The sequence below is a fragment of the Streptomyces sp. NPDC007907 genome, from assembly GCF_042959365.1.
Taxonomy (GTDB): Bacteria; Actinomycetota; Actinomycetes; order Streptomycetales; family Streptomycetaceae; genus Streptomyces; species Streptomyces indiaensis.
The window spans coordinates 129,597-155,530 of record NZ_JBIBKR010000004.1; the positions used below are offsets into that span (position 1 = coordinate 129,597).

The window sequence follows — 25,934 nt, forward strand, 5'->3', positions numbered from 1 at the left end:
GATGAGCGCATGGCCGCAGGAGGCTTCTGCAAACTGCCGAACGGCACGGTGGTGGTGGCACTGAACCTGCCCAGCCCCGCCGCCGACGGCCCCGGCTCCGTCCGGGTCCTCGTCCACTCCGTGAACCGCGCCCGGGCCCTGACCAGGCTCCGCAACCTCGGTCTGCGGTCGGTCTACCTGCGCGGCAACGCCGCCCCGCCGACCCCCGACGAGATCACCGCGGTCCTGCACCACCCCGACGGCCTCATATGGCGCACGGCCCCCGACAACGGTGTCGCGTCGAGCCCGGACCTGGTCCAGGAGCTGTGGCGCCCGATCAGGGCCCTGCTGCGGCGCCCGACGGCCCACACCTGAGCGACCCGTGCCGGGTCGGTCGCGGGCTACTGCACGATCGGCTTGCCCGACAGCTCCACACCCGCCCCGCGCAGCTCCTCCAGGGCCCGCTCGGTGCTCTCCTGGGCGACTCCGGCCGTCAGGTCCAGCAGGACGTGCGTACGGAAGCCCTCGCGGGCGGCGTCCAGGGCCGTGGCCCGCACGCAGTGGTCCGTGGCGATGCCGACCACGTCGACCTCGGTGACGTCGCGGGAGCGCAGCCACTCGGCCAGGGGCGTGCCGTTCTCGTCGGTGCCCTCGAAGCCGCTGTACGCCGCCGAGTACGCCCCCTTGTCGAAGACCGCGTCGATCGAGCCGGAGGCGACCGCGGGGGCGAAATTGGGGTGGAAGCCGACGCCCTCCGTGCCGGCGACGCAGTGCGCGGGCCAGGAGCGGGCGTAGTCCGGGTTGGTGGAGAAGTGCCCGCCGGGGGCGATGTGGTGGTCGCGGGTGGCCACGACGTGCTGGTACCCGGACCCGGCGGCCTGACCGATCAGTTCCGTGACGGCGGCGGCCACGTCGGCACCGCCGGACACCGCGAGGCTGCCCCCCTCACAGAAGTCGTTCTGCACATCGACGACGATCAAGGCGCGGCGCATGGTCGGTGTCCTTCGGCTATGAGGTCTATGAGGTCGGCAAGCCCGGCCGTTGAACCACCGAGCCTAGGGACAAGGGGGAGCGGGCGGGAGGGGTCGCGACTCGGCGCATCACGGCACACCGCAATTAGCTACCCGAGCTGTCGTGCAGGTACTCCGTGGGCAGGACGGGCTCCCCGCGCGAGAGCTGCGTGGCCGACATCGGCAGACCCGCGCGCGCCCTCGTGTGCCGCTCGCGCGCCGCGTCCAGGGGCTCACGCGCCACCACCTCGCCCCCCTTGACCAGCTCGACCAGGAGCTGCCGGTCCGCGAGCTCGCCCGGCACCGGCCCGGTGCCGATCACCTCGGCCTCGGCGACCCCGTAGGAGTCCAGCCGCCGTGCGGCCCACTTGCGCCCGCCGACGGAGGTCTTGCCGCCGGTGGACTTCTTCGCCACCGGCACCAGCGGTGCCTGCGGGTCGGTCGACTCGGCCCGCGCGACCAGCTTGTAGACCATCGAGGACGTGGGGTGGCCGGAGCCGGTCACCAGCTGCGTCCCGACGCCGTACGCGTCCACCGGCGCCGCCGCCAGTGAGGCGATCGCGTACTCGTCCAGGTCCGAGGTCACGACGATCTTCGTCTCGGTGGCGCCCAGCTCGTCGAGCTGCTGGCGTACCCGGTGCGCCACCAGCAGCAGGTCGCCGGAGTCGATCCGTACCGCGCCCAGCTCGGTCCCGGCGACCTCCACGGCCGTGCGGACCGCCTCGGCGACGTCGTAGGTGTCCACCAGCAGCGTGGTGCCGCGGCCCAGCGTGCGCACCTGGGCCTGGAAGGCGTCCCGCTCGCTGTCGTGCAGCAGGGTGAAGGCGTGCGCGGAGGTGCCCACGGTGGGGATGCCGTAGCGGAAGCCGGCCGCGAGGTCGGAGGTGGTCGCGAAGCCGCCGACGTAGGCGGCCCGGGAGGCCGCCACCGCCGCCAGCTCGTGGGTGCGCCGGGCGCCCATCTCGATCAGCGGCCGGTCACCGGCGGCCGCCGACATGCGCGAGGCGGCCGCGGCGATCGCCGAGTCGTGGTTGAGGATCGACAGGATCACGGTCTCCAGCAGGACGCACTCGGCGAAGGTGCCCTCGACCCGCATGATCGGCGAGCCCGGGAAGTACACCTCGCCCTCGGGGTAGCCCCAGATGTCGCCGCAGAACCCGTAGCCGGCCAGCCACTCCAGGGTCGCCTCGTCGACGATCCCCCGCTCGCGCAGGAAGGCCAGCACGGGCGGGTCGAAGCGGAAGTTCTCCACCGCGTCCAGCACCCGGCCGGTGCCGCCGACGACGCCGTAGCGGCGCCCGTTCGGCAGCCGCCGGGTGAAGACCTCGAACACGCTCCGCCGCTCGGCCGTGCCCGCCTCCAGGGCGGCCCGCAGCATCGTCAGCTCGTACTGGTCCGTGAAGAGCGCCGTCGAGGGAACCTCCACCGGCAGCCCAAGGTCCGCTGTGTTCATGATGATGAGCGTACCCCCATTTCGTCAATCTGACGATTGCGGTCCGCGGACCCGCGATCGCCTTACGGCCAGGCCCGTTTGTGCGACTACCCCCCTCGGGTGGCAGCATGGGCAGTGTGACGTCACCCGCGCCCCTGGAGATCGAACGCACCGAGTCGGCGGAGGAGGTCTTCGCCGTACCCGAGCCGGACGTCCCGTGGGTCACCATCGTCCACAACGACCCGGTCAACCTCATGAGCTATGTGACGTACGTCTTCCAGACGTACTTCGGCTACTCCAAGGACAAGGCCACCAAGCTCATGCTCGACGTCCACCACAAGGGCCGGGCGGTCGTCTCCAGCGGCAGCCGCGAGGAGATGGAGCGCGACGTGCAGGCCATGCACGGCTACGGCCTGTGGGCCACCCTCCAGCAGGACCGCAAGTAGCCAGCATCCCGCCCAGCAGCGAAAAGGCGTTCATGCCCGGAACCTTCGAACCGCTCCCCGACGGCGGCGCGGCCGTCGCCCTCGACGACGTCGAGATCTCCATCATCCGGTCGCTGGCCGTCCAGCTCCTGCAGCTCATCGGCCCCGGCCCCGCCGAGGGCGCCCCCGACGACCCGCTCGCCGAGCTGTTCGCCGAGGGCCCGAGCGAGCCGCCCAGCGACCCGGTGCTGCGGCGGCTCTTCCCGGACGCCTACAGCGACCCCGAGCAGCCCGCCTCGCCGCGGGACGCCGAGGAGCAGCGGGCGCTCTCCGCGGAATTCCGCCGCTACACCGAGAACGACCTGCGGGCCGGCAAGCGCGACAGCGCCCTCGCCGTGATCCGCTCCCTCGACGCGCTCTCCTCGGCCTCGGCCGGTGAGGGCGGCGCGGTGCTGAAGCTGTCACCGGCGGAGTCCCAGCAGTGGCTCGCAGCCCTGAACGACCTGCGGCTCGCGATCGGCTCCCGGCTGGAGATCACCGACGACGAGGACACCGACCTCCTCTACCGCCTTCCGGACGACGACCCGCGCAAGCCGATGGTGATGGCCTACCTGTGGCTGGGTGGACTCCAAGAAACGCTGGTCGGCACCCTTATGCCCTGATCGGTGCAGGTTCTGTGACCGGCGGGTGACCGGATGGTGTTCGCTCAGAGGACACTCAAATCCGGATAACGATCGCATCACCGCACGCGCCTTCTATGGCCACTTCGAGTGCGTTTTGTCTGCTTTTACCTATGTCGTGCGCCACATCGCGCTCTCGTGATCAGTGTTGCGGGCGTGATAAATCTTCACGACCGCCCGGCAGAACACCACCCGAATGTTCGGCCGGGTGCGCCACCGAGCCGGCAACCGCCGGCCAGGCACGAGCGGGCTCGCGGGCCCGCTCAGCTCCATTCATTCCGGGGGGATCGAAACCCGATCCGAGGCCGACGAGAGGCCCGGGTCGGCATGGAGAAAGGCGCACCACACATGACCTCTGCGCAGGTCGACACGGAGAAAGCACCTGAAGAGGGCTACGAGCGCGGACTCGGCAGCCGTCAGGTCCAGATGATCGCGATCGGCGGCGCCATCGGCGTCGGCCTCTTCATGGGAGCCGGGGCGAACATCGCCAAGGCCGGGCCCAGCATCATCCTCATGTACGCCCTCGCGGGCGTGATCATCTTCTTCATCATGCGAGCCCTGGGCGAGCTGCTGCTCTACCGTCCGGTCTCCGGCTCCTTCGCCGAGTACGCCCGCGAGTTCCTCGGCCCGTTCTTCGGGTTCGTCACGGGCTGGACGTACTGGCTCATGTGGGTGGTCACCGGCATGGCCGAGCTCACGGCCGCCGCGATCTACATCAACTTCTGGTTCCCCGAGATCCCGCAATGGGTCAGCGCCCTGGTGTTCCTGGTGGTGCTCTTCGGCGTCAACCTGATCTCCGTCAAGATCTTCGGCGAGGTCGAGTTCTGGTTCTCGATGATCAAGGTCACGGCCATCATCGGCATGATCGTCATCGGCCTCGGCGTGCTCACCCTCGGCTTCTCCGACGCCGGTGACACCGCCACCGTCTCCAACCTCTGGGCGCACGACGGCTTCTTCCCGAACGGCATCGGCTCCAGCCTGATGACGCTCCAGGGCGTCATGTTCGCCTACCTCGCCGTCGAGCTCGTCGGCGTCACCGCGGGCGAGTCCGAGAACCCCGAGAAGACCCTGCCCAAGGCCATCAACACCCTGCCCTGGCGCATCATCGTCTTCTACGTCGGCGCCCTGCTGGTGATCCTTTCCGTCGTCAAGTGGACCGAGTTCTCCGCCGGCGAGAGCCCCTTCGTGCACGCCTTCGGCAAGATCGGCATCCCGCTCGCCGCGGGCATCGTCAACTTCGTCGTGCTCACCGCGGCCCTGTCGTCCTGCAACTCGGGCATGTACTCCACCGGCCGCATGCTGCGCGACCTGGCCGCCAACAGCGAGGCCCCGCAGGCGTTCGGCAAGCTCAACGCCCGCAAGACGCCCGCCGTCGGCATCACCGTCTCCGTGGCGCTCATGGGCATCGGCGTCGTCCTGAACTACGTCGTCCCGGAGAAGGCGTTCCTCTACGTCACCTCCGTCGCCACCGCGGCCGGCATCTGGACCTGGATGATGATCCTCGTCAGCCACATCCGCTACCGCGCCGCGGTCGACGCGGGCCGGCTGCGCGCCTCGGCCTTCCCGGCCCCCGGCGGAGCCCTGTTCAGCTGGGTCGCGCTCCTCTTCCTCATCGGCGTGACCTTCATGATCGCCTACGACAAGGACGCCCGGGTCTGCCTGTACGTCGCCGCCGGCTGGGCCGTCGCTCTCGGCATCGGCTGGGCGCTCCTCAAGCGCCGCAACCCGCAGCTCACCGAGCGCCGCGACCCGGAGCTCGAGCAGGTCGGCTGACCAACCCGCGGGACGCCCGCCGCAGGGAGTACTCGTGGCACTCCCTGCGGCCGCCGCTCAGGGCGTCCGGCATATGGGCCGTTCCGTACCAACCCTCGGTACGGAACGGCCCTTCTGCTTATCCTGGCGAGCATGCTGACCATCACCCAGGCCCTCGTCGACCAGATCGTCGCCCACGCGCGCAAGGACCACCCCGACGAGGCGTGCGGCGTCGTCGCCGGACCGGCCGGCTCGGACCGCCCCGAGCGCTTCATCCCCATGCTGAACGCGGCCATGTCGCCCACGTTCTACGAGTTCGACTCCGGCGACCTGCTCAAGCTCTACCGCGAGATGGATGACCGCGACGAGGAGCCGGTGGTCATCTACCACTCCCACACCGCCACCGAGGCCTACCCCTCGCGCACCGACATCTCCTACGCCAACGAGCCCGGCGCCCACTACGTCCTGGTCTCCACCGCCGACACCGACGGGGCCGGCGCGTTCCAGTTCCGTTCCTTCCGGATCGTCGAGGGCCAGGTCACCGAGGAGGACGTCGAGATCGTCCAGGCGTACTGATCCCGCCTGAGCCCGCCCTGAACTCCACGATCTCGACATGCGGATGAATTCCGTCCGAAGTGTGGGATCACACTCCGGGGGCCCGGTCGGGAATCGATACGATGACCCCATGGTTTTCCACGACGTGAGCGAAAAGACGCCGGGCGATCTGCTCGTGGCGCGGCTGCACGTCGACCTGTGCAGGCTCGCCAGCGCCATCTGTTGACGCGGCGCCTGCCGCCGTACGGCCAGTGAGCCGCGGCGAACCGCTCCGCCTGCGTACGACCACGCACCCCCGCGCCGCCGCGCGCCACCACCCGACGACACCTTCCGACAGGAGCCCTACGCCATGGCCATCGAGGTCCGCATCCCCACCATCCTCCGCACCTACACCGACGGCCAGAAGGCCGTGGAGGGCACCGGGGACACCCTCGCCGAGCTGTTCACCGACCTCGAGACCCGGCATGCGGGCATCCAGGCCCGCATCGTGGACGGCGACCAGCTGCGCCGCTTCGTCAACGTCTACCTGAACGACGAGGACGTCCGCTTCCTCGACGGCATCAACACCAAGCTGTCGGACGGCGACAACGTCACGATCCTGCCGGCCGTGGCCGGCGGCATGGTCTGATCGGCGATGCGCTACGACTCCCCCCTGGCCGCGGTCGGCAACACCCCCCTGGTGCGCCTGCCGCGGCTGTCGCCGTCCGCAGACGTCCGCATCTGGGCGAAGCTGGAGGACCGCAACCCCACGGGATCGGTCAAGGACCGTCCGGCCCTGCACATGATCGAGCAGGCGGAGAAGGACGGCCGTCTGACCCCGGGCTGCACCATCCTCGAGCCGACGTCGGGCAACACCGGCATCTCCCTGGCGATGGCGGCGAAGCTCAAGGGCTACCGCATCGTGTGCGTGATGCCCGAGAACACCTCGCAGGAACGCCGGGACCTGCTGGGCATGTGGGGTGCGGAGATCATCTCCTCCCCGGCGGCGGGCGGCTCCAACACCGCCGTGCGCGTCGCCAAGGAGCTCTCGGCCGAGCACCCCGACTGGGTGATGCTCTACCAGTACGGCAACCCCGACAACGCGGGCGCCCACTACGCCACGACCGGCCCCGAGATCCTCGCGGACCTGCCGTCCGTCACGCACTTCGTGGCCGGCCTCGGCACCACCGGCACCCTCATGGGCGTCGGCCGCTTCCTGCGCGAGCACAAGCCGGACGTCCAGATCGTCGCCGCCGAACCGCGCTACGACGACCTGGTCTACGGCCTGCGCAACCTCGACGAGGGCTTCGTCCCCGAGCTGTACGACGCGTCCGTCCTCACCAGCCGCTTCTCCGTCGGCTCCGCGGACGCCGTCACCCGCACCCGCGAGCTGCTCCAGCAGGAGGGCATCTTCGCCGGCGTCTCCACGGGTGCCGCGCTGCACGCCGCGATCGGCGTCGGCAAGAAGGCCGTCAAGGCCCAAGAGCCTGCCGACATCGTCTTCGTCGTCGCCGACGGCGGCTGGAAGTACCTCTCGACCGGCGTCTACACCGCCGCCACGACGGAGGAGGCCATCGACACGCTCCAGGGCCAGCTCTGGGCGTGACGGTCGGCACGGACACACCGAGGGGCTGGAGTCGCGACTCCAGCCCCTTCGCTCGTGCGGATCAGCCCGCCAGGTAGCGCACCTGGTCCCACAGCGTCGGATCCACCACGCCGACCCGCCGCCGGAAACCCCACACCGGGACCTCCCGCAACTCGTCCGTCTCCAGGAAACTCGCGCGGCCCCGGACGTCGCCGACCGAGCCCGGCGGCAGCGGGATCACCCCGCTGCGCTCGTCACGGAACCGTGTCGTGATCTTCGCGACCGTCGCCCGCTCCCCGCGCACCGCCAGCACCAGACAGGGCCGGTCCTTCGTGCGGTTCTCGTCCTCGTAGGGCACGTCGGCCCACCAGATCTCCGCCGGCTGCGGCCGGCCCTCCGCGAGCACGGGCCCGGCCGTCCGGCCCCGCCGGGCCGTCGGCCGCCTGCCCCGGCCCCAGCCGTCGACGAGCGTGGCGATGAGCGCGAGCAGTACCACCGCGGCGAGCGCCAGCCACCAGGACGTGTCCATACTGAGACGTTACCGGCGCCACCCCTGCCACGCGCCCCCCTCACGCGGATCACCCCCGGCCCTGCCAGCCGAACCGGTGACACCACAGGTGAGTTCGCCCACAACAGGCCTTGGCGGAGGAGCTACCGGAGGTTTTGCGCCTTACGCTCGACGGACCGCACGACCCCCGACGCCCCTCTCAGACTTATCCCGCCAGCGGAGGTTTCTGCTTCATGAAGCTCACCGTCGTCGGCTGCTCGGGGTCGTTCCCGTCCGCGGAATCGGCCTGCTCGAGCTACCTCGTCGAGGCCGACGGCTTCCGGCTGCTTCTCGACATGGGCAACGGTGCCCTGGGCGAGCTGCAGCGCCACTGCGGTCTCTACGACCTCGACGCGATCTTCCTCAGCCATCTGCACGCCGACCACTGCATCGACATGTGCGTGTACTTCGTCGCGCGCTACTACCGCCACGACGGCGGCCGCTGCGATCCGATGCCCGTCTTCGGCCCCGAAGGCACGGAACACCGGCTGACCACCGCCTACGCGGACACCCCCTCCGCCTCCTCCATGAGCGAGGTCTTCGACTTCCACACCGTCAAGCCGTCCACGTTCGAACTCGGCCCCTTCACGGTGCACACCGAGCGGGTGGCCCACCCCGTGGAGGCGTACGGCATCCGGATCGAGCACGGCGGCCGGACGCTGACGTACTCCGGCGACTCCGGAGTGAGCCCCGCGCTCGACGAACTGGCCCGGGACGCCGACCTGTTCCTGTGCGAGGCGGCGTTCACGCACGGCAAGGAGAACATCCCCGACCTGCACCTCAACGGCCGCGAGGCGGGTGAGACGGCGGCCCGGGCCGGTGCCCGCCGCCTGGTCCTCACCCACATCCCGCCGTGGACGGACCCCCAGGTCAACCTGGTCGACGCCCGCGAGGTCTTCGACGGCCGGGTCGACCTGGCCGCGCCGGGGCAGACGTACGAGATCTGACGGCCCCGCCCGAAGGCCCACGCGTGCCCGCGAGGCCCCGGAACGCAGGCGGAAGGCCCCGGAGCACACGCGAAGGCCCCGGAACCGAGCGGTTCCGGGGCCTACGCGCCTGGCGGAGTGTTACTTCGCCTCCGCCTTCTGCAGCTCGGCGAGCTCCTCGTCGGACTCGCGGCCCGGCGTCGGCAGGTTGAACTTGGTGATCGCGAAGCGGAAGACCACGTAGTAGACCGCCGCGAAGCACAGACCGACCAGAGCCAGGCCCCACGGATTGGTCGCGATGCCCAGGTTCAGACCGAAGTCGACCGCGCCGGCCGAGAAGCCGAAGCCGTCCTTCATCCCCAGCGCCCATGTCAGCGCCATCGAGACGCCGGTGAGCACCGCGTGGATCGCGTACAGCACCGGGGCGATGAACATGAAGGTGAACTCGATCGGCTCGGTGACGCCCGTGACGAACGAGGTCAGCGCGAGGGAGAACATCATGCCGCCGACGACCTTGCGGCGCTCGGGCCGGGCGCAGTGGACGATCGCGAGGCACGCGGCCGGCAGAGCGAACATCATGATCGGGAAGAAGCCGGTCATGAACTGCCCGGCGGTCGGGTCGCCCGCGAGGAACCGGGCGATGTCGCCGCTCTTGCCCTCGTAGGTGCCGGCCTGGAACCACGGGAAGGAGTTCAGCAGGTGGTGCATGCCGATCGGGATCAGCGCACGGTTGGCGACACCGAAGATGCCCGCGCCGACCGCCCCGGAGCCGACCAGCCACTCGCCGAAGTTGTGCAGAGCCGTGCCGAGGACCGGCCAGATGTACCCGAAGACGATGCCGATGACCAGGCCCGCGAAGGCCGACAGGATCGGCACCAGGCGACGGCCGCCGAAGAAGCCCGCCCAGTCCGGCAGCTTGGTCCGGTAGAACTTCTGGTAGAGCAGCGCCACCACGATGCCCATGACCACACCGCCGAGGACCTTGGCGTCCACGGGCGCGTCGACCATGACGACCTTGCCGTCGACCGCCGTGGCGACCTTCGGCAGGTTCTTGTCGGTGAACGTGGCCAGCACGTTCTTGAAGACCAGGTAACCCACGACGGCGGCCAGGGCCGTGGAGCCGTCCGACTTCTTGGCGAAGCCGATCGCGATGCCCACGGCGAACAGCAGCGCCATGTTGTCGAGGATCGCGTTGCCGCCGGCCGCCATGAAGCCCGCGATCTTGGTGATGAAGGCGGGGAACGACTCGCGTCCCAGCATGTCGGTGTTGCCGAGACGGACCAGCAGGGCGGCGGCGGGCAGCACGGCGACCGGCAGCATGAGGCTGCGGCCGATGCGCTGCATCACGGCCATCACGGCCGAGCCCTTGCTCGGGCTCGCGGGCGCGGCTGTGTCTGTGGACATGAACTTCCTCCAGGGGGCACGGCGCCGCCCAGGAAGCATGCGAAGGGGACGGCGGCGTCTCAAAGAAAGGGGAACGCGGTGACCACCGCGCGACCTCCACCGGTGAGTGGTGTAGACCAGTTGTAGCACGGTAGGCCGAACGAGTGGAACCCGCCAATTCCGCCCGCTGCGGACGATCACGCCTTGGCACTGCCCTCCACGCCCTCCCCGGGCTCCCGCCCCGCAGGCCGCAGATCGAACCTGCTGATCGCGAACCGGAAGATCACGTAAGAGGGGGCGCGAATCCCAGCCCGATCGGAACGATCAGTCACGGCCGCGTGGCCGGATTCCAGTCGATGACGAAGTCGATCAGCCCCGCCCGGAACGCGAACGCCATCACCTCCCGGTCCAGCCCGGCCCGGCGTCCCCGAACGCATCCGGCCGCCCCAGCCGGTTCAGGATCCCCGCCGCCGACAGCACCGCCCTCGGCAACCGCAGGCTCCGGCCCGTCCTCTGCCACCCCTGGACCAGCCGGTTCCAGCGAGCCCGCCCGGGGCCCACGGCCGACGCGGCACCGGCGGAGCTGCCGGCACTCGTCCCGGTCCCCCTCGCCGGAGACTTTGTCGAGAGGCAGGTCGTGGTGTAGACCAGTCGTTCGACGGTCGCACGAACGTGACGCCATCCTTCGGCACACACAACAGAGCCGCTCGCCAAGAGGGGCCAACTGTGGGTTACTGCGACAAAGCGGTTCGGATCAGGGAGAACGAACATGGCCACCAAGGCTGAGAAGATCGTTGCCGGGCTCGGCGGCATCGACAACATCGAAGAAGTCGAAGGCTGCATCACCCGCCTGCGCACCGAGGTCGTGGACCCCGCCAAGGTCGACGAAGCCGCCCTGAAGGCCGCCGGAGCCCACGGCGTCGTCAAGATGGGCACCGCCATCCAGGTCGTCATCGGCACCGACGCCGACCCCATCGCGGCGGACATCGAAGACATGATGTGAAGGACCGGGATCACCCCGGACCTCACCCCCCGACACCCCTGAGGCCACCAGCGCGCACGGCCCCTCCCCACCGGGAGGGGCCCCTCCGCCGGTGCGGATAGGCTCAGCCGCATGTCTCGAATCGACGGCCGCACCCCCCAGCAGCTCCGCCCCATCACCATCGAGCGCGGCTGGAGCAAGCACGCCGAAGGCTCCGTCCTCGTCTCCTTCGGCGACACCAAGGTCTTCTGCACCGCCTCCGTCACCGAAGGCGTCCCCCGCTGGCGCAAGGGCAGCGGCGAAGGCTGGGTCACCGCCGAATACTCCATGCTGCCCCGCTCCACCAACACCCGCGGCGACCGCGAATCCGTCAAGGGCCGCATCGGCGGCCGCACCCACGAGATCAGCCGCCTCATCGGCCGCTCCCTGCGCGCCGTCATCGACTACAAGGCCCTCGGCGAGAACACCATCGTCCTCGACTGCGACGTCCTCCAGGCCGACGGCGGCACCCGCACCGCCGCCATCACCGGCGCCTACGTGGCGCTGGCCGACGCCGTCGCCTGGGCCCAGGGCAAGAAGCTCGTCAAGCCCGGCCGCAAGCCCCTCACCGGCACCGTCTCCGCCGTCTCCGTCGGCATCGTCGGCGGCGTCCCCCTCCTCGACCTCTGCTACGAGGAAGACGTCAAGGCCGACACCGACATGAACGTCGTCTGCACCGGAGACGGCCGCTTCGTCGAGGTCCAGGGCACCGCCGAAGCCGAACCCTTCGCCCGCGACGAACTCAACGCCCTCCTCGACCTCGCCGTCGCCGGCTGCGACGAACTCGCCGCCCACCAGCGCGCGGCGCTCGACAAGCTCCTGGAGAAGTAGCCCCCAAAGTAAAGGGCACGCCAAGAACGGTGCTCGGCCCGGGCAACCGCACCGAGCACACTCGCGTCTCAAGGAGTACGGGCGCACGGCTCATCCCTGTGCGCCCGGCCAGCCGCGCGGGCCCGACCGGCCCGACCGAACGAGAGGGACCGCTCCATGGCCGCGAGCCGCCGACGCCGCACCGCAGCCGTCGCCGCCACCCTGGCGGCCGTCGCGCTGACCGCCGGACTCACCACCGGCTGCGCCGCCGTCGACAAGGCGCTGGACTGCGTCCAGACCGCCGACGCCATCGCCGACAGCGTCACGGAACTCCAGCAGGCGGTCGACAGCGCGTCCAACGACCCGACCCAGCTCGACGAGTCCCTCGACTCCATCGACAAGAACCTCGGCGAGATCGGCGACAAGACCGACAACGCGGATGTCGGCAAGGCCGTGGACGACCTGAACAAGGCCGTCGACAACGTCCGCACGTCGATCAGGAACGGCGACGAGACACCCGACATCAGCCCGGTCACGGACGCCGCGGGCGAGTTGACGAAGGTCTGCACGCCGTAAGCCGCGCCGGCTGAACCGGCTGCGGCTTCTCGTGTGCCGGGTCGCACCGGAGGCCGTCCGCGGGTCCCGTCCTGGTCGCCCGCGCAGTTCCCCGCGCCCCCGACGGGGTGCGGGGGCAATACTGTTGCGGGCATGAGTCGCCTGATCCTCGCCACCCGTAACGCCGGAAAGATCACCGAACTTCGCGCCATCCTCGCCGAAGCCGGGCTGTCCCACGAACTCGTCGGCGCCGACGCCTACCCGGACATCCCCGACGTCAAGGAAACGGGCGTCACCTTCGCCGAGAACGCCCTCCTCAAGGCCCACGCGTTGGCCCGGGCCACGGGTCTCCCGGCCGTCGCCGACGACTCGGGCCTGTGCGTCGACGTCCTCAACGGCGCACCCGGCATCTTCTCCGCCCGCTGGTCCGGCCGCCACGGCGACGACAAGGCCAACCTGGACCTCCTCCTCGCGCAGCTGTCGGACATCGCCGACGAACACCGCGGCGCCCACTTCGCCTGCGCGGCGGCCCTGGCCCTGCCGGACGGCACGGAGCGGGTGGTGGAGGGCAGGCTCCCCGGCACCCTCCGCCACGAGCCCACGGGCACGGGCGGCTTCGGCTACGACCCGATCCTCCAGCCGGACGGCGAGACCCGCACCTGCGCGGAACTGACCCCCCAGGAAAAGAACGCGATCAGCCACCGGGGGAAGGCGTTCCGGGGGTTGGTGCCGGTGGTGCGGGAGCTGTTGGGCTGACGGAACAGCCCCGCACCACGGAGACCGAGGTGCGGGGCTGTGCTTCTGTACGCCCGGTCGGATTCGAACCGACAGACACGACCACCTAAAGATCGCCGCTCAGCCGTTGGCGTACGGGCGCCCGCCAGATCCCTACTCTACTGGGCGAGATTATGTCGCCGTTGCCCTCCCCGGCACCAGGTGCTCGTGACGGCGTGGCAGTTGGGGCACAGCAACCGCAAGTTCTCCAAACGGTCGTCGCTCCAGTCCCCATTGATGTGATCCACCTCAAGCGTCATGGCCTTGCCGAGCCACTCCGGGCCGATCCCGCAGTCGGCGCATGCCTCTGCCACGCCGACCTCATGCAGCGCCCGACGCAGCACAACTGTCCGGGTCCGACGTTTGCCGCCATGCTTGACCAGGACGTCCTCGGGACGTTTGGCCGAGGTCGGGCGGCGCTTCCCACGCTGGTGAGCCTGGCCCAGAAAGTGCTCCGTGGCGAGCTGATCCTCGGCGATCCACAGGCGCAGATGCCTGCGCTGAGCACCGCCGTCCGGGAGCCCCAGGCGGCGTAGTACCTCCGCGACTGAGAAGGACTCGGTGACCGCGTCCCGCAGTTCCTCGGAGGTGGGCCGTGGTCGCCGACTCCTCATGAGGCACGTCCCTTGCCGCGCCCCCGGTAGTTGTCCGTCGTCGAATGGCAGTTGGGGCAGAGGAGCCGAAGGTTCTCGATGCGGTTGTCCCTCCAGTTGCCGTCGATGTGATCGACCTCCAGAGGAAGCGAGCGGCCACGCCACACCGGCGCCGTGCCGCACAGGGCGCATCTCACCGCTACTCCCGAGGACGTCATCGCCCACTTGAGGCGGTCGCTCGGAATGCGCCGGGCGCGATCGGCCGGTTGCTCGACCAGCAAGGCCTCGGGCGTGCGCGGTCGCCACGGTTTGCCTCGCCGAGTCGGCACCCTGAAATGTGATGTGTCGATCCCGTACGCCTTGATCCGGCGGCTGATGTGCGTGTGATGTCCGCCCACCACCTCGAGTCCGAGATGCCGCAGCACCTCGCACATGTTCGTCGACGCCGTGACAGCCCGCTCAAGGACGTCCCTCGACCACCGCACCCCCTCGCGCTCGAAGTGCGACACGTCCACACCGAGCCTCTTCATCCGCTGGGACACGTATCGCCGCGTCGAGCTCCGCGGATCCACCCCCAAAGCCAGCAAGGCCTCCGACAATGTTCGTGCCCCCCGAGCCGCCTCCTCCAGCCGCTCCCTGGTGTACGCACTGGCCCCCATGGCACGCCCCTCCGTCCCCGACCACCCGTTCGTGGTCTCGTACGGAGTAACGAACCGTTTATCGGACAGTCACGCACGGCATGCGGGGGAATGCGGAGCGGCTCGTACCGGAGGTCACCGGTACGAGCCGCTCGCGACGCGATCCGTGGGGTCTCAGACCCCCAGGTCCTTGATGATCTTGGCTACGTGGCCCGTGGCCTTGACGTTGTACAGGGCGCGTTCGACCTTGCCCTCCTCGTCCACGACGATCGTGGAGCGGATGACGCCGACGACCGTCTTGCCGTAGAGCTTCTTCTCACCGAAGGCGCCGTAGGACTCCAGGACCTGCTTGTCCGGGTCGGCCAGCAGCGTGACCTTGAGTGATTCCTTCTCGCGGAACCTGGCCAGCTTCTCCGGCTTGTCGGGGGAGATGCCGATGACGTCGTAGCCCGCGCCCGCCAGCAGCTCCAGGTTGTCCGTGAAGTCACAGGCCTGCTTGGTGCAGCCGGGCGTGAGGGCGGCCGGGTAGAAGTACACGATGACCTTGCGGCCCTTGTGGTCCGCCAGGGACACCTCGGTGCCGTCGGCGTCGGGCAGGGTGAAGGCGGGGGCCACGTCCCCCGGCTGGAGTCGCTCGCTCATCGGACCAGCCTAACCGGGGGTCGAGGCAGTGCTATGAGCCGTGGAGCTGACAGACTGTCCAGCACAGGCTTCACACCGACTTCGGAGGCGACACGGTGGCGGACACGGCGGACACCAGGACCCCGGCGCAGATCGAGGCGGACATCAGGCGCCGCCGCGCGACCCTGGCCGAGACCCTCGACGAGATCGGGGTGCGGGTGCACCCGAAGACGATCGTCGGGGATGCCAAGGCCAAGGTCGCTTCCAACATCGACCACACGCTCGGGCGGGCCTACGTGGAGGTGAACCGGGCCGTCACCGATGTGCGGTCCCGGTTCGTGGACGAGGAGGGCGCGCCCCGGCTGGAGCGGGTCGTGCCGGTCGCCCTCGTCGTCGTCGGAGTGGTCGGGCTGCTCGCGTTCAGCACGCGGCGGCGCAAGGGCTGACCCGACTGCGTACGGATCCGGGGAAGACAGGTAGGTTTCAGGGCGTGAGCGCCAAGAGAAACGAGCAGAGCACCCATCCGGACAAGCTGCCCATCCGGATGCTGCACGACCGCGTACTCGTGCGGCAGGACACCAGCGAGGGCGAGCGGCGTTCCGGCGGCGGCATCCTGATCCCCGCCACGGCGGCGGTCGGCCGGCGGCTGGCGTGGGCCGAGGTCGTCGCGGTGGGGCAGAACGTGCGGACCGTGGAGGCGGGTGACCGGGTGCTGTTCGACCCGGAGGACCGTGCCGAGGTAGAGGTGCGGGGGATCGCGTATGTGCTGATGCGCGAGCGTGACCTGCACGCGGTGGCCGCGGACCGGTTCGAGGGCGCCGAGGACTCGACGGGCCTGTACCTGTAGGGCTCGGATCGTGGCGAAGGGGCCGGTGACGACCGTCACCGGCCCCTTCGCCATGGGCTTTGCTACGTTGGAGGCACCCCCGACGAGACGCGCCGTACCGGGATCAAGGCAAAGACGACGCACCGACACCGTCAGCCCGTTTCCCGGAGGTGCCCGTCATGGCCTGGGTTCTGCTCGTCGTCGCCGGTCTGCTCGAGGTGGGGTGGTCCGTCGGCATGAAGTACACCGACGGGTTCACGCGTCCGCTGCCCAGTGTGCTCACGGGCGCCGGCATCGTCGCGAGCATGCTGCTGCTGTCGCAGGCCGCCAGGACCCTGCCCATCGGTACCGCCTATGGCGTGTGGGTGGGGATCGGTGCGGCCGGGGCGGCGGTGTTCGGCATGGTGGTGCTGGGTGAGCCGGCGACCGCCGCCCGGATCTTCTTCGTGTGCCTGCTGCTGGTCGCCGTGGTGGGACTGAAGGCGACCAGCGGCCACTGAACCGGCATTGCGCAGAAGGCGACCAGCGGCCATGAGCCGTCGTTGAGCCGAAGGCGACCAGCGGCCACTGAGCCGTCACGGCGCCGAAGCCGGCCGGCCGCCCCTGACCGGCCGGGCACCGTCATGTGCTACTCGCGGCGGGCTCCCTGCGGGACCACGCCCCAGCCCGGGCCCGTCGGGCCGCCCGTCGCGCCGCCGTCGCTCGTGTCGCCGCCGCCCTCCGTGGTGCCGCCGTCCGTCGCGCCGCCGTCGGTGGTGCCGCCGTCGGTGGTGCCCCCGTCCGCGGTGCCGCCGCCCGTGGGGGACTCGCCGCCGGTGCTGCCGTCGGTGGTGCCGCCGTCGGTCTGGCCCTCGGTCTGCCCCTCGGGGGCGCTGGGGCTCTGCTCGGGCGTCTGGGTGCCGGTCTCCTCGCCGCCGGTGGTCGTGCCGTCGTCGGTGGTGCCGGGGGTCGGGTCGGCCGGGGTGTCGCTGCTGGGCGCCTGCGAGACGTCGGAGCCGGGCTGGAGCCTGAGGTCGAACTCCTTGGCCGGCTTGCCCTTGAGGGCGTCCTGGGTGAACTGCGTCCAGATCTCGGCGGGTGCGCCGCCGCCGTTGATGCGCGGCAGGCCCATGACGCCGTACAGCGACTTGTGGGCGGCGGTGACCGGGTCCTGGCCCATGACGGAGACCACGGTGGCCAGGTCGGGGGTGTAGCCCGCGAACCAGGCCGCCGTGTCCTCCTCGGCGGTGCCGGTCTTGCCGGCGACGGGGCGGCCCGCGGCCTGCGCGGCGGAGGCGGTGCCGTTCTGGACGACGCTGAGCAGCATGGAGGTGGTGGTGTCGGCGGCCTCGCGGCTGACGGCCTGCCGGGTGCGCCGCTCGGGCAGGTCGATCGGCGTGCCCCCCTTGGTGACCTTCTCGACGATCGTGTAGGTGCCGTGCCGGCCGTGGTTGGCGAGGGTGGCGTAGGCCTCGGCCATGTCGAGGACGCTGGCGGTGGCGGTGCCGAGCGCGATGGCGGGGCCGTCGGCGAGGTCGGGGGTGGCCTCGGGGACGCCGAGGTCGATCGCGGTCTGCTTGACCTTGGCGGGGCCGACGTCGGCGGCCATCTGCGCGTAGACCGAGTTCACGGAGCTGTCGGTGGCCTCGGTGACGGTGATGTCGCCGTAGGAGCGCTGGTCCTCGTTCTCGGGGGAGTAGGGGTCGCCGGTCCAGCCCTGGACGGTGCGCTTGTTGGTGCCGTCGTAGATGGTGTTCGGGGTGATGACGCGGCCGTCCTGCGTCTCGGAGTGGTTCTCGACGGCCGCGGTGAACACCAACGGCTTGAAGGTGGAGCCGACCTGGAAGTCCCTGCGGGTGGCGTTGGGGGTGTACTGCTTGACGTAGTCGATGCCGTTGTACATCGCCACGACCTTGCCGGTCTTGGGGTCGACGGAGGCGCCGCCGGCGCGGACGTAGGTGTCGACCTTGCGGTCCTTCTTGTCGAGCTTGGACATCAGCTTGTCGTTGACGGCCTTCACGAACGCGTCCTGCTTGCCCTTCTGCAGGGTCGTCGTGATGCGGTAGCCGCCGGCGTCGAGCTTGCTCTCTTCGATGATCTTGTTCTGGACGAGGTAGTCCTTGACGATCCGGACGATGTAGCCGCGCTGGCCGGACATGCCGGTGGAGAGGGTGGACTCCTTCGGCACGGGGAACTTCATGCCGGTCCGCTCCGACTCGCTGAGCCAGCCCTTGGTGACCATGCCGTCCAGGACGTAGTTCCAGCGGGCCTCGGCGGCCCTCCGGTTCTCCGGGTGGGCGACGACGTCGTACTGGCTGGGGGCGTTGACGAGCGCGGCGAGGTAGGCGGCGCGGGCCGGGTCGAGCTCCTTGGCGTCCATGCCGTAGTAGGCCTGGGCGGCGGCCTGGATGCCGTAGGCGTTGCGGCCGAAGTAGCTGGTGTTGAGGTAGCCCTCGAGGATGTGGTCCTTGCTGACCTCACGGTCCAGCTTGATCGCGATGAAGAACTCCTTGGCCTTGCGCGTGACGGTCTGTTCCTGGCGCAGGTAGTAGTTCTTCACATACTGCTGGGTGATCGTGGAGCCGGACTGCTTCCCCTTGCCGAGGGCGGTGTTCCAGGCGGCGCGGACCATGGCCTTGGGGTCGACGGCGGACTCGGTGTAGAAGTCGCGGTCCTCGGCGGCCAGGATCGCGTGCTGGGCGTCCTTGGAGACATGCGGGAGGGTGACGTTCTCCCGGTTGACCTCGCCGTCGCGGGCGATCACGGAGCCGTCGGCGTAGAGGTAGACGTTGGCCTGCTGGGTGGCGAGCGCGTTGGCGGGCGGGATCTTGACGAGCGAGTAGCCCAGGAAGAAGCCGCCGACCAGGAGCAGGACGACGACGATGAAGCCGCCGAGCGTCATGCGCCAGGTCGGGATCATCCGGCGCCAGCCGGTCCGCTTCGGTTTCCCGGCCGCAGTGGCCGCGGGCGTGCCCGGGTCGCCGTCGGCGTCCGCCTGCGGCTCTCTCGATGCCCAGCCCGGATTCGGCTGCTGCGGCTGAGGCTCGTCACTCATGTCGTGCACGGACTCCTGTTTCGCGTCGTACGTCGTTCCGTACGTCTCTGCTCGCTCTTGCGCCCTGGTGATGAAGACTGTCCCATCCGTTGATCAGTTCCCTGATCGAGGGCCGGGCTGTGAGCCGTGTGGTGAGGCGGGCCTCGTGCGTGCGGGTGCGCGGCGGGCACAGGGTGAAACGTGCTGCCGCGCACGTCTGCCCGAATCGTGATCTCGCCTGCGCGAACATTCGCCCGAAGGGGGCTACGACCGTGGATCGCGACGGCTCGTACGCTCCGCCCGGCCGGCACCGCCATCCCGTTGCTCGCCCTGGCCACGGGCGCCTCGGCCCACGCGGACGCAACGGATCGTACCGTCTGGGCCGGTGCGCGCCCGCACCGCGGCGCTCCCGCGGCGGCCCGAAATTGCGTGGCACGCCCGTTCGTCGGAGCACTAGGCTCCTGCGCTTCGGTGCCGGCGGCGAGGAGGGCTGTGGACGTGGGCTCGGCACGGTTGTACGCGGCCGTCGCGGCGGGCGGTTTCAGGCGGTACGCGACGTATCGGGCGGCCACGGTGGCCGGGGTGTTCACCAACACGGTCTTCGGCGTCATCCTCGTCTTCACCTATATGGCCCTGTGGGACCAGAAGCCGCAGCTCGGGGGGTATGACCAGGCGCAGGCGGTGACCTACGTCTGGCTGGGGCAGTGCCTCTACGCGACGCTGGCGATCCAGGGCGGGGGCGCCGAGAAGGACCTGATGGAGCGCATCCGCACCGGGGAGATCGCCGTCGACCTGTACCGGCCGGCCGATCTCCAACTGTGGTGGCTGGCGGGGGACGTGGGGCGGGCGTTGTTCCAGATGCTGGGGCGGGGTGTGGTCCCGTTCCTGTTCGGTGCGCTCTTCTTCCCTATGGCGCTGCCGACGTCGGTGACGCCGTGGGCGGCTTTCACGGTCACGCTGCTGCTGGCGACGGTCGTGAGCTTCGCGATCCGCTATCTGGCGGCGCTGAGCGTGTTCTGGCTGCTGGACGGCATGGGCGTCAACCAGGTCCTGATGGTCACGGGGATCTTCTTCTCGGGCATGGTGCTGCCGCTGAACGCCTTCCCGGGTGTGCTGGGCGAGGTGGTGCGGGTGCTGCCGTGGGCGGCGCAGCTGCAGATGCCGGCGGACGTGCTGATGGGGGAGACGGATCCGCTGCGGGCGTTCGCCTTCCAGGCGGGGTGGGCGGTGGCGCTGCTGGCGGCGGGTCGGCTGCTGCAGTCGGCCGCGACGCGGCGGGTGGTGGTGCAGGGTGGCTGAGCGCGGTGTGCTGCGGGAGGGCCTGCGGGCCTACCGGCTGATCGCCGGGATGTGGGTGCGCTCCAGCATGGCCTACCGCACCTCGTTCGTGGTCACGGTGTTCGGGAACCTGACGGTGACCGGCCTGGACTTCGTGGGCATCCTGCTGATGTTCTCGCAGGTCGACTCGCTGGGCGGCTGGTCGCTGCCGGAGGTGGCGTTCCTGTACGGGCTGTCGGTGACGTCGTTCGGTATCGCCGATCTGGTGCTCGGCTCGATGGACGTGCTGGGCGCCCGGATGCGCGACGGCTCGTTCGACACGCTGCTGGTGCGGCCGTGGCCGGTGCTGGCGCAGGTCGGGGCCGACCGGTTCGCGCTGCGCCGGCTGGGCCGGATCACGCAGGGGGCGGTGGTGCTGGGCTGGGCGCTGGTGTCGGTGGACGTCGGCTGGAGCGTGTCCAAGGTGCTGCTGGTGCCGGTGACGGTGGTCAGCGGCGCGGCGATCTTCTCGGCGGTGTTCGTGGCGGGCGCGGCCTTCCAGATCTACGCGCAGGACGCCGCCGAGGTGCAGAACGCGTTCACGTACGGCGGGACGACGCTGTTGCAGTATCCGCCGACGGTGTTCGGCAAGGACCTGGTGCGCGGTGTGACCTTCATGGTGCCGCTCGCCTTCGTCAACTGGGTCCCGGCCGCCTACGTCCTGGGGCGGCCGTACCCTCTCGGCGTGCCGCCCTGGACGGCGTTCGCCTCGCCCCTGGTGGCGGTGGCCTGCTGCGCGCTGGCGGGGGCGGCGTGGCGGACGGGCCTTCGTTCCTACCGGAGTACAGGGAGTTGAGGTGAGCGGGGTGGACAGCGGTTTCATCGAACTCGACGGTGTCGAGAAGGTCTTCGACGTACGCAGGAAGACCGGCTTCATGAAGCGGGAAGTACGGCAGGTACGGGCCGTCGACGCGATCTCCTTCCGGGTGGAGCGCGGCGAGATGGTCGGCTACATCGGGCCGAACGGCGCCGGCAAGTCCACCACGATCAAGATGCTGACCGGCATCCTCACGCCCAGCGCGGGCCGGCTGCGGGTGGCGGGCATCGACCCCTCCCGGGAGCGGAAGCGCCTCGCCCACCGCATCGGCGTGGTGTTCGGGCAGCGTACGACGCTGTGGTGGGACCTGCCGCTGCTGGACTCCTACCGGCTGATGCACCGCATGTACCGGATCCCCGACGCCCGTTACCGGGAGAACCTCGACCGGCTGGTCGAACTCCTCGACCTGGGCGCCCTGCTGGACGTACCGGTGCGGCAACTCTCCCTGGGGCAGCGGATGCGCGGCGACATCGTGGCGGCGCTGCTGCACGACCCGGAGGTGCTGTACCTGGACGAGCCGACCATCGGGCTGGACGTCGTCTCCAAGTCGAAGGTGCGGGAGTTCCTGCGGGAGCTGAACGCCGAGCGCGGCACGACGGTGCTGCTGACCACACACGATCTGCAGGACATCGAGCAGTTGTGCAAGCGGGTGATGGTCATCGACCACGGGTGTCTGATGTACGACGGCCCGCTCGCGGGGTTGCACGAGGCAGGGGAGAGCGAGCGGACCCTGGTGGTGGACCTGGAGCGGGAACTGCCGCCGATCGACGCGCCGGCGCCCGCGCGGGTCGTGCGCGTGGACGGTCCGCGGCAGTGGCTGGCGTTCCCGGCGGGGGAGTCGGCGGCGCCGCTGGTGGCGCGGATCGCGGCCGAGTATCCGCTGGTGGACCTGTCGGTGCGGGAGCCGGACATCGAGGCGGTCATCGCCACCATGTACGGGGAGCAGGCCGAGCGGGCGATCTCGTAGCCCCCGGCGGGGTGAACTCGTAGTCTGCTGTGTATGACCGACGACGCCGTCCCGGACCTCCGCGCCTCCGACGCCGACCGTGAAAAGGTCGCAGACATCCTGCGGGACGCCCTCGCGGAGGGACGCCTCGACATGGAGGAGTTCGAGGAGCGGCTCGACGCGACGTACAAGGCGCGCACGTACGGGGAGCTGGCGCCGATCACCCGGGACCTGCCGGCCGCGGGCGTGACGGTCCCGGCGGTGTCCCTGACGAAGGACCCGGCGGCCGGCCCGGGCTGGTCCGGGCGGATCACCGGCGGCGAGGGCACCTCCACGTGGGCCGTCGCCGTGATGTCCGGCTTCCAGCGCAAGGGGCGCTGGACGATGCCCCGGCGGTTCACCTGCCTCGCCTTCTGCGGCGGCGGGGAGATCGATCTGCGCGAGGCGGACTTCGCGGACCGGGAGGTCGAGATCAACGCCTTCGCGATCATGGGCGGGGTGGATGTGATCGTTCCGCCCGGGGTCGAGGTCGTCGTCCGCGGCATCGGCGTCATGGGGGGCTTCGACCACCGCGAGGAGGGCGTGCCGGGGGAGCCGGGCGCGCCGCGGGTGATCGTGACCGGGTTCGCGCTGTGGGGCGGCGTCGGGGTCCAGCGGAAGCTGACCCGTGCGGAGAAGCTGCGGATCCGTGAGGAGCGCCGCCAGGAGAAGCTGGAGCGCAGGGCAGGGCGGCGGGAGTTGGACGGCGAGCGCTGAGCAGCGCTGTGCCCGCCGCCTGTGGTCGGGCGACGGGCACGGGTGAGACGGTGCGGGACGGGGTTACAGCTTCGCCGGCGCCGACCCCTTCAGCGTCGACAGATCGAAGGACTCCGCCATCCGCGCGTACCCCGCGTCGCTGGGGTGCAGATGGTCGCCCGAGTCGTACTCGGGCCGCAGCCGCCGCGGGTTGTACGGGTCGCGCAGCGCCTGGTCGAAGTCGGCCACCGCGTCGTACACCCGTCCGGCGCGGATCTGCGCGTTGATCGTCTGGCGGACCGCCTCACGCGCCTCCGTGTACCCGCGGTGCCCCTGGAACGGCATGAGCGTCGCGCCGACGACCTTCACGCCGCGCGCGTGGGCCTGTCCCACCAGCGTGCGCAGCCCGGTGAGGATCGCGTTCGGGTCGGCCAGACGCGGGTTGCGCAGGATGTCGTTGACGCCGAGGTCGATGACGACGACCTTGACGTTCGTCCGCTCCAGGACGTCCCGTCCGAAGCGGTTCAGGCCGCTGGGGTTGTCCGCGGGGCGGCCCAGGCCGTCGGCGAGGACCTGGTTGCCGCTGATGCCCTGGTTGACGACGCTGTAGCGCGGCAGGTCCCGCCCGGAGGCGATCTCGGCGCGCAGCCGGTCGGAGAGCACGTCGGTCCAGCGGCTGTTGGTGTCCGGCGTGGAGGTGATGCCGTCGGTCAGGGAGTCGCCGAGGACGACGACCGTGCCGTCGGACTCGTTGCTCAGCACGTCCAGCGCGGTCAGGTACCGCCAGGACCCGATCCGCTCCGTGTACGGCGTACCCGTGACGTCCTGCGCGTGGTCGCCCTGGGCGACGTAGGAGACCTGCCGGGCGTGCCGGTGGTGGGTCACCGGGCCGGAGCTGCTGGGCGTGTAGGTCGTGATCAGGACGTCGGAGTCGTGCGGGACGACGATGCGTACCGCGTCGCTCATGACCTGCCGGCCGGGCGGGATGACGACCGTGGGGCCGCCGCCGAAGGTCAGCTGCCGCATGGTGTCGGCGAGTGCGGCGGGCGTACCGCTGCCCGCGGAGACGGCGACCGTCGCCCGCGTGATGCTCAGCGGCGACTGGCCGTAGAGATTGGACAGCGTGACGCGGGCACTCGTACCACCGACGCTGGTGTGGACGACGTTGCGTACCGAACGGTCCGCCATGCCCGTGGTCTCGGTGCCGGGTTCGGCGGCGGAGGGAGATGCGGACCAGGTGCCGACCCAGGTGCCGGTGGAGGCGGGGGCGGCGGAGTTGTGGGGGGCGCGGCCGTCGCCGAGGGCGCTTCGGATGCGCAGGCCGTCGTCGGACGCCACGCCGACGTATATGGCGGTGGAAAGGCCCACGATCGCTGCGACGACCAGGGCCAGGAGGGCGTAGCCACGTCCTCGGGTCATGCTGTTCAGTTCTCCTCGGGCGATGGGAGCCCAAGGCTCCGATCTGATGTGCCCATGATGCGGCATGGACCGGGGGAAGCTCACAGCACCCCGTGGCAATACCCCCTCCCGACAGACGCCGGGAACTCCTGTTCCGTTCCAGGAGTCGGTCAGGAAGGGACAATGTGTGTGCGGGATCACCGAGCGGGTGGAGCGGATGGAACAGACGAAAGCAGCTGAAAAAGATGCCGGTGCCGAAGTGCAACATGCCCGTCCCGGCGCCGCGGTGAACCGTGCGATGACGACCTTCAGCCCGGCGGACCAGGAGAAACAGCGCGGCGTCCGCCGGATGAAGCTCACCGCCACCGGACTCCTGGTGTTCGTGGCGCTGGTCTACGTCCTGTCCACCTGGGCGCACAACTCCGGCGCCGGGGCCTGGGCGGCCTATGTCGCCGCCGCCTCCGAGGCCGGCATGGTCGGCGCGCTCGCCGACTGGTTCGCCGTCACCGCCCTCTTCCGCCACCCCCTCGGCATCCCCATCCCGCACACCGCGATCATCCCCACCAAGAAGGACCAGCTGGGCGTCTCCCTGGGCGAGTTCGTCGGGGAGAACTTCCTCTCCGAGGACGTCGTACGGCAGCGGCTGCGCGCCGTCGGCATCGGCAGCCGCCTCGGCGCCTGGCTCGCCGTCCCCGAACACGCCGACCGGGTCACCGCGGAGCTGTCCACCGCCCTGCGCGGCGCCCTGACCGTCCTGCGCGACTCCGACGTCCAGGCCGTCGTCGGCGAGGCCATCACCCGCCGTGCGAACGCCCAGGAGATCGGGCCCGGCATCGGCAAGATGCTGGAGAAGGTCGTCGCCGACGGCGGCCACAAACGCGTCGTCGACCTGATCGTCACCCGAGCGCACGACTGGCTGGTGCTGCACCGTGACGAGGTGATGGACGCCGTGGAGGGCGGCGCCCCGGGCTGGACGCCGAAGTTCGTCGACCGGAAGGTCGGCGAGCGGGTCTACCGGGAACTGCTGCGCTTCGCCACCGAGATGCGCGACATGCCCGGCCACCCGGCGCGCAACGCCCTGGACCGCTTCCTCACCGACTTCGCGGGCGATCTCCAGTCCGACACCGACACCCGCGCCCGCGTCGAACGGCTCAAGGGCGAGGTACTGGGCCGCGGCGAGGTCCAGGACCTCATCGCCAGCGCCTGGACGGCCGTACGGTCCATGATCGTCTCGGCCGCCGAGGACGAGCGCAGCGAACTGCGGCTGCGCGTACGGGCGTCCCTGCTGTCGCTGGGCTCCCGCATGGCGGGCGAGCGCAAGGTGCAGGACAAGGTCGATAAGTGGGTGGAGGACGCGGCCGTCTACGTCGTCACCACCTACCGCAAGGAGATCACCTCCCTGATCACCGACACGGTGGCGAGCTGGGACGCCGAGCACACCACGCGCAAGATCGAGGCCAACATCGGCCGCGACCTGCAGTTCATCCGCATCAACGGCACGGTCGTCGGCTCCCTGGCCGGCCTGCTCATCTACACGGTGTCGCACGCGCTGGGCGCATAAGGCTTCGGGCGTAGGAGAAGCCGGTCAGGGCACCCGATCCGGATTCCGCTCGAAGA

General features: G+C 70.2%; 29 protein-coding genes, 1 tRNA gene, 2 pseudogenes and 1 riboswitch. Of the genes and pseudogenes, 21 read left to right on the plus strand and 11 right to left on the minus strand.

Annotated elements, in window-relative coordinates:
* Positions 1-9: 9 nt before the first annotated feature.
* A complete protein-coding gene (locus tag ACFZDI_RS16890; RefSeq protein ID WP_234845631.1) occupies positions 10-354 on the plus strand; it encodes a hypothetical protein in 345 nt (114 codons plus the stop codon).
* 26 nt (positions 355-380) lie between these two features.
* Here ACFZDI_RS16890 and ACFZDI_RS16895 read toward each other — a convergent pair whose 3' ends face one another.
* The gene (locus tag ACFZDI_RS16895; RefSeq protein ID WP_234845632.1) at positions 381-971 is read right to left on the minus strand and encodes a nicotinamidase; all 591 of its coding nucleotides are present in this window, start codon (positions 969-971) and stop codon (positions 381-383) included.
* Positions 972-1,095: 124 nt separating this feature from the next.
* Positions 1,096-2,442, minus strand: coding sequence for a nicotinate phosphoribosyltransferase (locus ACFZDI_RS16900; protein ID WP_391251307.1), 1,347 nt, complete (start codon positions 2,440-2,442; stop codon positions 1,096-1,098).
* 107 nt (positions 2,443-2,549) lie between these two features.
* Here ACFZDI_RS16900 and clpS point away from each other — a divergent pair, with 107 nt between their 5' ends.
* From clpS to ACFZDI_RS16935, 7 genes are all read left to right on the plus strand, one after another.
* A complete protein-coding gene (gene clpS, locus ACFZDI_RS16905) occupies positions 2,550-2,867 on the plus strand; it encodes an ATP-dependent Clp protease adapter ClpS (RefSeq protein ID WP_010039975.1) in 318 nt (105 codons plus the stop codon).
* A 32-nt stretch (positions 2,868-2,899) separates the two neighbouring features.
* On the plus strand, positions 2,900-3,508 hold the full coding sequence (locus ACFZDI_RS16910) for a DUF2017 family protein (protein WP_391251310.1): 609 nt from the start codon (positions 2,900-2,902) through the stop codon (positions 3,506-3,508).
* 366 nt (positions 3,509-3,874) lie between these two features.
* Entirely contained in the window at positions 3,875-5,299 is a 1,425-nt protein-coding gene (locus ACFZDI_RS16915) for an amino acid permease (RefSeq protein ID WP_391251312.1), read from the plus strand.
* A gap of 132 nt (positions 5,300-5,431) precedes the next feature.
* Positions 5,432-5,854 (plus strand): Mov34/MPN/PAD-1 family protein, encoded by a 423-nt coding sequence (locus tag ACFZDI_RS16920; RefSeq protein WP_234845636.1) that lies wholly within the window; start codon positions 5,432-5,434, stop codon positions 5,852-5,854.
* Between the two features lie 109 nt (positions 5,855-5,963).
* Complete coding sequence (locus ACFZDI_RS16925; protein WP_311688247.1) at positions 5,964-6,059, plus strand: putative leader peptide; 96 nt, start codon at positions 5,964-5,966, stop codon at positions 6,057-6,059.
* A 123-nt stretch (positions 6,060-6,182) separates the two neighbouring features.
* Positions 6,183-6,461 (plus strand): MoaD/ThiS family protein, encoded by a 279-nt coding sequence (locus ACFZDI_RS16930; RefSeq protein ID WP_234845637.1) that lies wholly within the window; start codon positions 6,183-6,185, stop codon positions 6,459-6,461.
* Positions 6,462-6,467: 6 nt separating this feature from the next.
* A complete protein-coding gene (locus ACFZDI_RS16935; protein WP_234845638.1) occupies positions 6,468-7,418 on the plus strand; it encodes a PLP-dependent cysteine synthase family protein in 951 nt (316 codons plus the stop codon).
* A 61-nt stretch (positions 7,419-7,479) separates the two neighbouring features.
* Here the strand turns inward: ACFZDI_RS16935 and ACFZDI_RS16940 are convergent, their stop codons facing one another.
* Positions 7,480-7,926: a type II toxin-antitoxin system PemK/MazF family toxin gene (locus ACFZDI_RS16940; RefSeq protein ID WP_234845639.1), complete on the minus strand. Its 447-nt coding sequence runs from the start codon at positions 7,924-7,926 to the stop codon at positions 7,480-7,482.
* Between the two features lie 212 nt (positions 7,927-8,138).
* On the opposite strand from ACFZDI_RS16940, the gene ACFZDI_RS16945 reads away from it, so the two are divergent.
* Entirely contained in the window at positions 8,139-8,891 is a 753-nt protein-coding gene (locus tag ACFZDI_RS16945; protein ID WP_234845640.1) for an MBL fold metallo-hydrolase, read from the plus strand.
* A 120-nt stretch (positions 8,892-9,011) separates the two neighbouring features.
* On the opposite strand, the gene ACFZDI_RS16950 is transcribed toward ACFZDI_RS16945, so the two are convergent.
* The gene (locus ACFZDI_RS16950) at positions 9,012-10,274 is read right to left on the minus strand and encodes a PTS transporter subunit EIIC (RefSeq protein WP_234845641.1); all 1,263 of its coding nucleotides are present in this window, start codon (positions 10,272-10,274) and stop codon (positions 9,012-9,014) included.
* A gap of 176 nt (positions 10,275-10,450) precedes the next feature.
* Positions 10,451-10,644: pseudogene (locus ACFZDI_RS16955) on the minus strand (PTS lactose transporter subunit IIC); the annotation flags it as partial.
* Positions 10,645-11,022: 378 nt separating this feature from the next.
* Here ACFZDI_RS16955 and ACFZDI_RS16960 point away from each other — a divergent pair.
* From ACFZDI_RS16960 to rdgB, 4 genes are all read left to right on the plus strand, one after another.
* Positions 11,023-11,256, plus strand: a complete 234-nt coding sequence (locus ACFZDI_RS16960) for a glucose PTS transporter subunit EIIB (protein ID WP_221756120.1) — start codon at positions 11,023-11,025, stop codon at positions 11,254-11,256.
* Positions 11,257-11,367: 111 nt separating this feature from the next.
* Complete coding sequence (gene rph / locus ACFZDI_RS16965) at positions 11,368-12,105, plus strand: ribonuclease PH (RefSeq protein WP_234845642.1); 738 nt, start codon at positions 11,368-11,370, stop codon at positions 12,103-12,105.
* Between the two features lie 156 nt (positions 12,106-12,261).
* A complete protein-coding gene (locus ACFZDI_RS16970) occupies positions 12,262-12,660 on the plus strand; it encodes a hypothetical protein (protein ID WP_234845643.1) in 399 nt (132 codons plus the stop codon).
* Positions 12,661-12,792: 132 nt separating this feature from the next.
* On the plus strand, positions 12,793-13,395 hold the full coding sequence (rdgB, locus tag ACFZDI_RS16975) for an RdgB/HAM1 family non-canonical purine NTP pyrophosphatase (RefSeq protein ID WP_361110850.1): 603 nt from the start codon (positions 12,793-12,795) through the stop codon (positions 13,393-13,395).
* A 48-nt stretch (positions 13,396-13,443) separates the two neighbouring features.
* Here rdgB and ACFZDI_RS16980 read toward each other — a convergent pair.
* From ACFZDI_RS16980 to bcp, 4 genes are all read right to left on the minus strand, one after another.
* A tRNA-Leu gene (locus ACFZDI_RS16980) sits at positions 13,444-13,516 on the minus strand.
* Between the two features lie 16 nt (positions 13,517-13,532).
* Positions 13,533-14,027, minus strand: coding sequence for an HNH endonuclease (locus ACFZDI_RS16985; protein ID WP_391251318.1), 495 nt, complete (start codon positions 14,025-14,027; stop codon positions 13,533-13,535).
* Positions 14,024-14,665 (minus strand): HNH endonuclease signature motif containing protein, encoded by a 642-nt coding sequence (locus tag ACFZDI_RS16990; RefSeq protein WP_361110848.1) that lies wholly within the window; start codon positions 14,663-14,665, stop codon positions 14,024-14,026. The genes ACFZDI_RS16985 and ACFZDI_RS16990 overlap by 4 nt, the downstream gene beginning before the upstream one ends.
* Before the next feature lie 153 nt (positions 14,666-14,818).
* Complete coding sequence (gene bcp / locus ACFZDI_RS16995; protein ID WP_391251321.1) at positions 14,819-15,286, minus strand: thioredoxin-dependent thiol peroxidase; 468 nt, start codon at positions 15,284-15,286, stop codon at positions 14,819-14,821.
* Positions 15,287-15,381: 95 nt separating this feature from the next.
* Between bcp and ACFZDI_RS17000 the strand changes: the two genes are divergently transcribed.
* The 3 genes from ACFZDI_RS17000 to ACFZDI_RS17010 all read left to right on the plus strand — a co-directional run bounded on the left by ACFZDI_RS17000 (position 15,382) and on the right by ACFZDI_RS17010 (position 16,591).
* Positions 15,382-15,711, plus strand: coding sequence for a DUF3618 domain-containing protein (locus ACFZDI_RS17000; RefSeq protein ID WP_234845647.1), 330 nt, complete (start codon positions 15,382-15,384; stop codon positions 15,709-15,711).
* Between the two features lie 44 nt (positions 15,712-15,755).
* Positions 15,756-16,112, plus strand: coding sequence for a co-chaperone GroES (locus tag ACFZDI_RS17005; protein WP_104779699.1), 357 nt, complete (start codon positions 15,756-15,758; stop codon positions 16,110-16,112).
* Positions 16,113-16,168: 56 nt separating this feature from the next.
* Positions 16,169-16,236, plus strand: a riboswitch (guanidine-III (ykkC-III) riboswitch).
* Positions 16,237-16,270: 34 nt separating this feature from the next.
* Positions 16,271-16,591, plus strand: a complete 321-nt coding sequence (locus ACFZDI_RS17010; RefSeq protein WP_031113232.1) for a multidrug efflux SMR transporter — start codon at positions 16,271-16,273, stop codon at positions 16,589-16,591.
* A gap of 128 nt (positions 16,592-16,719) precedes the next feature.
* Here ACFZDI_RS17010 and ACFZDI_RS17015 read toward each other — a convergent pair whose 3' ends face one another.
* On the minus strand, positions 16,720-19,125 hold the full coding sequence (locus tag ACFZDI_RS17015) for a transglycosylase domain-containing protein (RefSeq protein WP_391251324.1): 2,406 nt from the start codon (positions 19,123-19,125) through the stop codon (positions 16,720-16,722).
* Between the two features lie 477 nt (positions 19,126-19,602).
* Here ACFZDI_RS17015 and ACFZDI_RS17020 point away from each other — a divergent pair, with 477 nt between their 5' ends.
* From ACFZDI_RS17020 to ACFZDI_RS17035, 4 genes and pseudogenes are all read left to right on the plus strand, one after another.
* On the plus strand, positions 19,603-20,403 hold the full coding sequence (locus ACFZDI_RS17020; protein WP_234845649.1) for an ABC-2 family transporter protein: 801 nt from the start codon (positions 19,603-19,605) through the stop codon (positions 20,401-20,403).
* On the plus strand, positions 20,396-21,217 hold the full coding sequence (locus ACFZDI_RS17025; protein ID WP_391251326.1) for an ABC-2 family transporter protein: 822 nt from the start codon (positions 20,396-20,398) through the stop codon (positions 21,215-21,217). Before ACFZDI_RS17020 ends, ACFZDI_RS17025 begins: the two co-directional genes overlap by 8 nt.
* A 10-nt stretch (positions 21,218-21,227) precedes the next feature.
* Positions 21,228-22,205 carry an ATP-binding cassette domain-containing protein gene (locus tag ACFZDI_RS17030; protein WP_391252252.1) on the plus strand — a complete coding sequence of 326 codons (978 nt, stop codon included), beginning with the start codon at positions 21,228-21,230 and terminating at the stop codon, positions 22,203-22,205.
* 33 nt (positions 22,206-22,238) lie between these two features.
* A pseudogene (locus ACFZDI_RS17035) lies at positions 22,239-22,931 on the plus strand (DUF1707 domain-containing protein); the annotation flags it as partial.
* 72 nt (positions 22,932-23,003) lie between these two features.
* On the opposite strand, the gene ACFZDI_RS17040 reads toward ACFZDI_RS17035, so the two are convergent.
* Positions 23,004-24,338 carry an SGNH/GDSL hydrolase family protein gene (locus ACFZDI_RS17040; protein ID WP_361110836.1) on the minus strand — a complete coding sequence of 445 codons (1,335 nt, stop codon included), beginning with the start codon at positions 24,336-24,338 and terminating at the stop codon, positions 23,004-23,006.
* A gap of 196 nt (positions 24,339-24,534) precedes the next feature.
* Between ACFZDI_RS17040 and ACFZDI_RS17045 the strand changes: the two genes are divergently transcribed.
* A complete protein-coding gene (locus tag ACFZDI_RS17045) occupies positions 24,535-25,878 on the plus strand; it encodes a DUF445 family protein (RefSeq protein ID WP_391251328.1) in 1,344 nt (447 codons plus the stop codon).
* Positions 25,879-25,934: the final 56 nt, after the last annotated feature.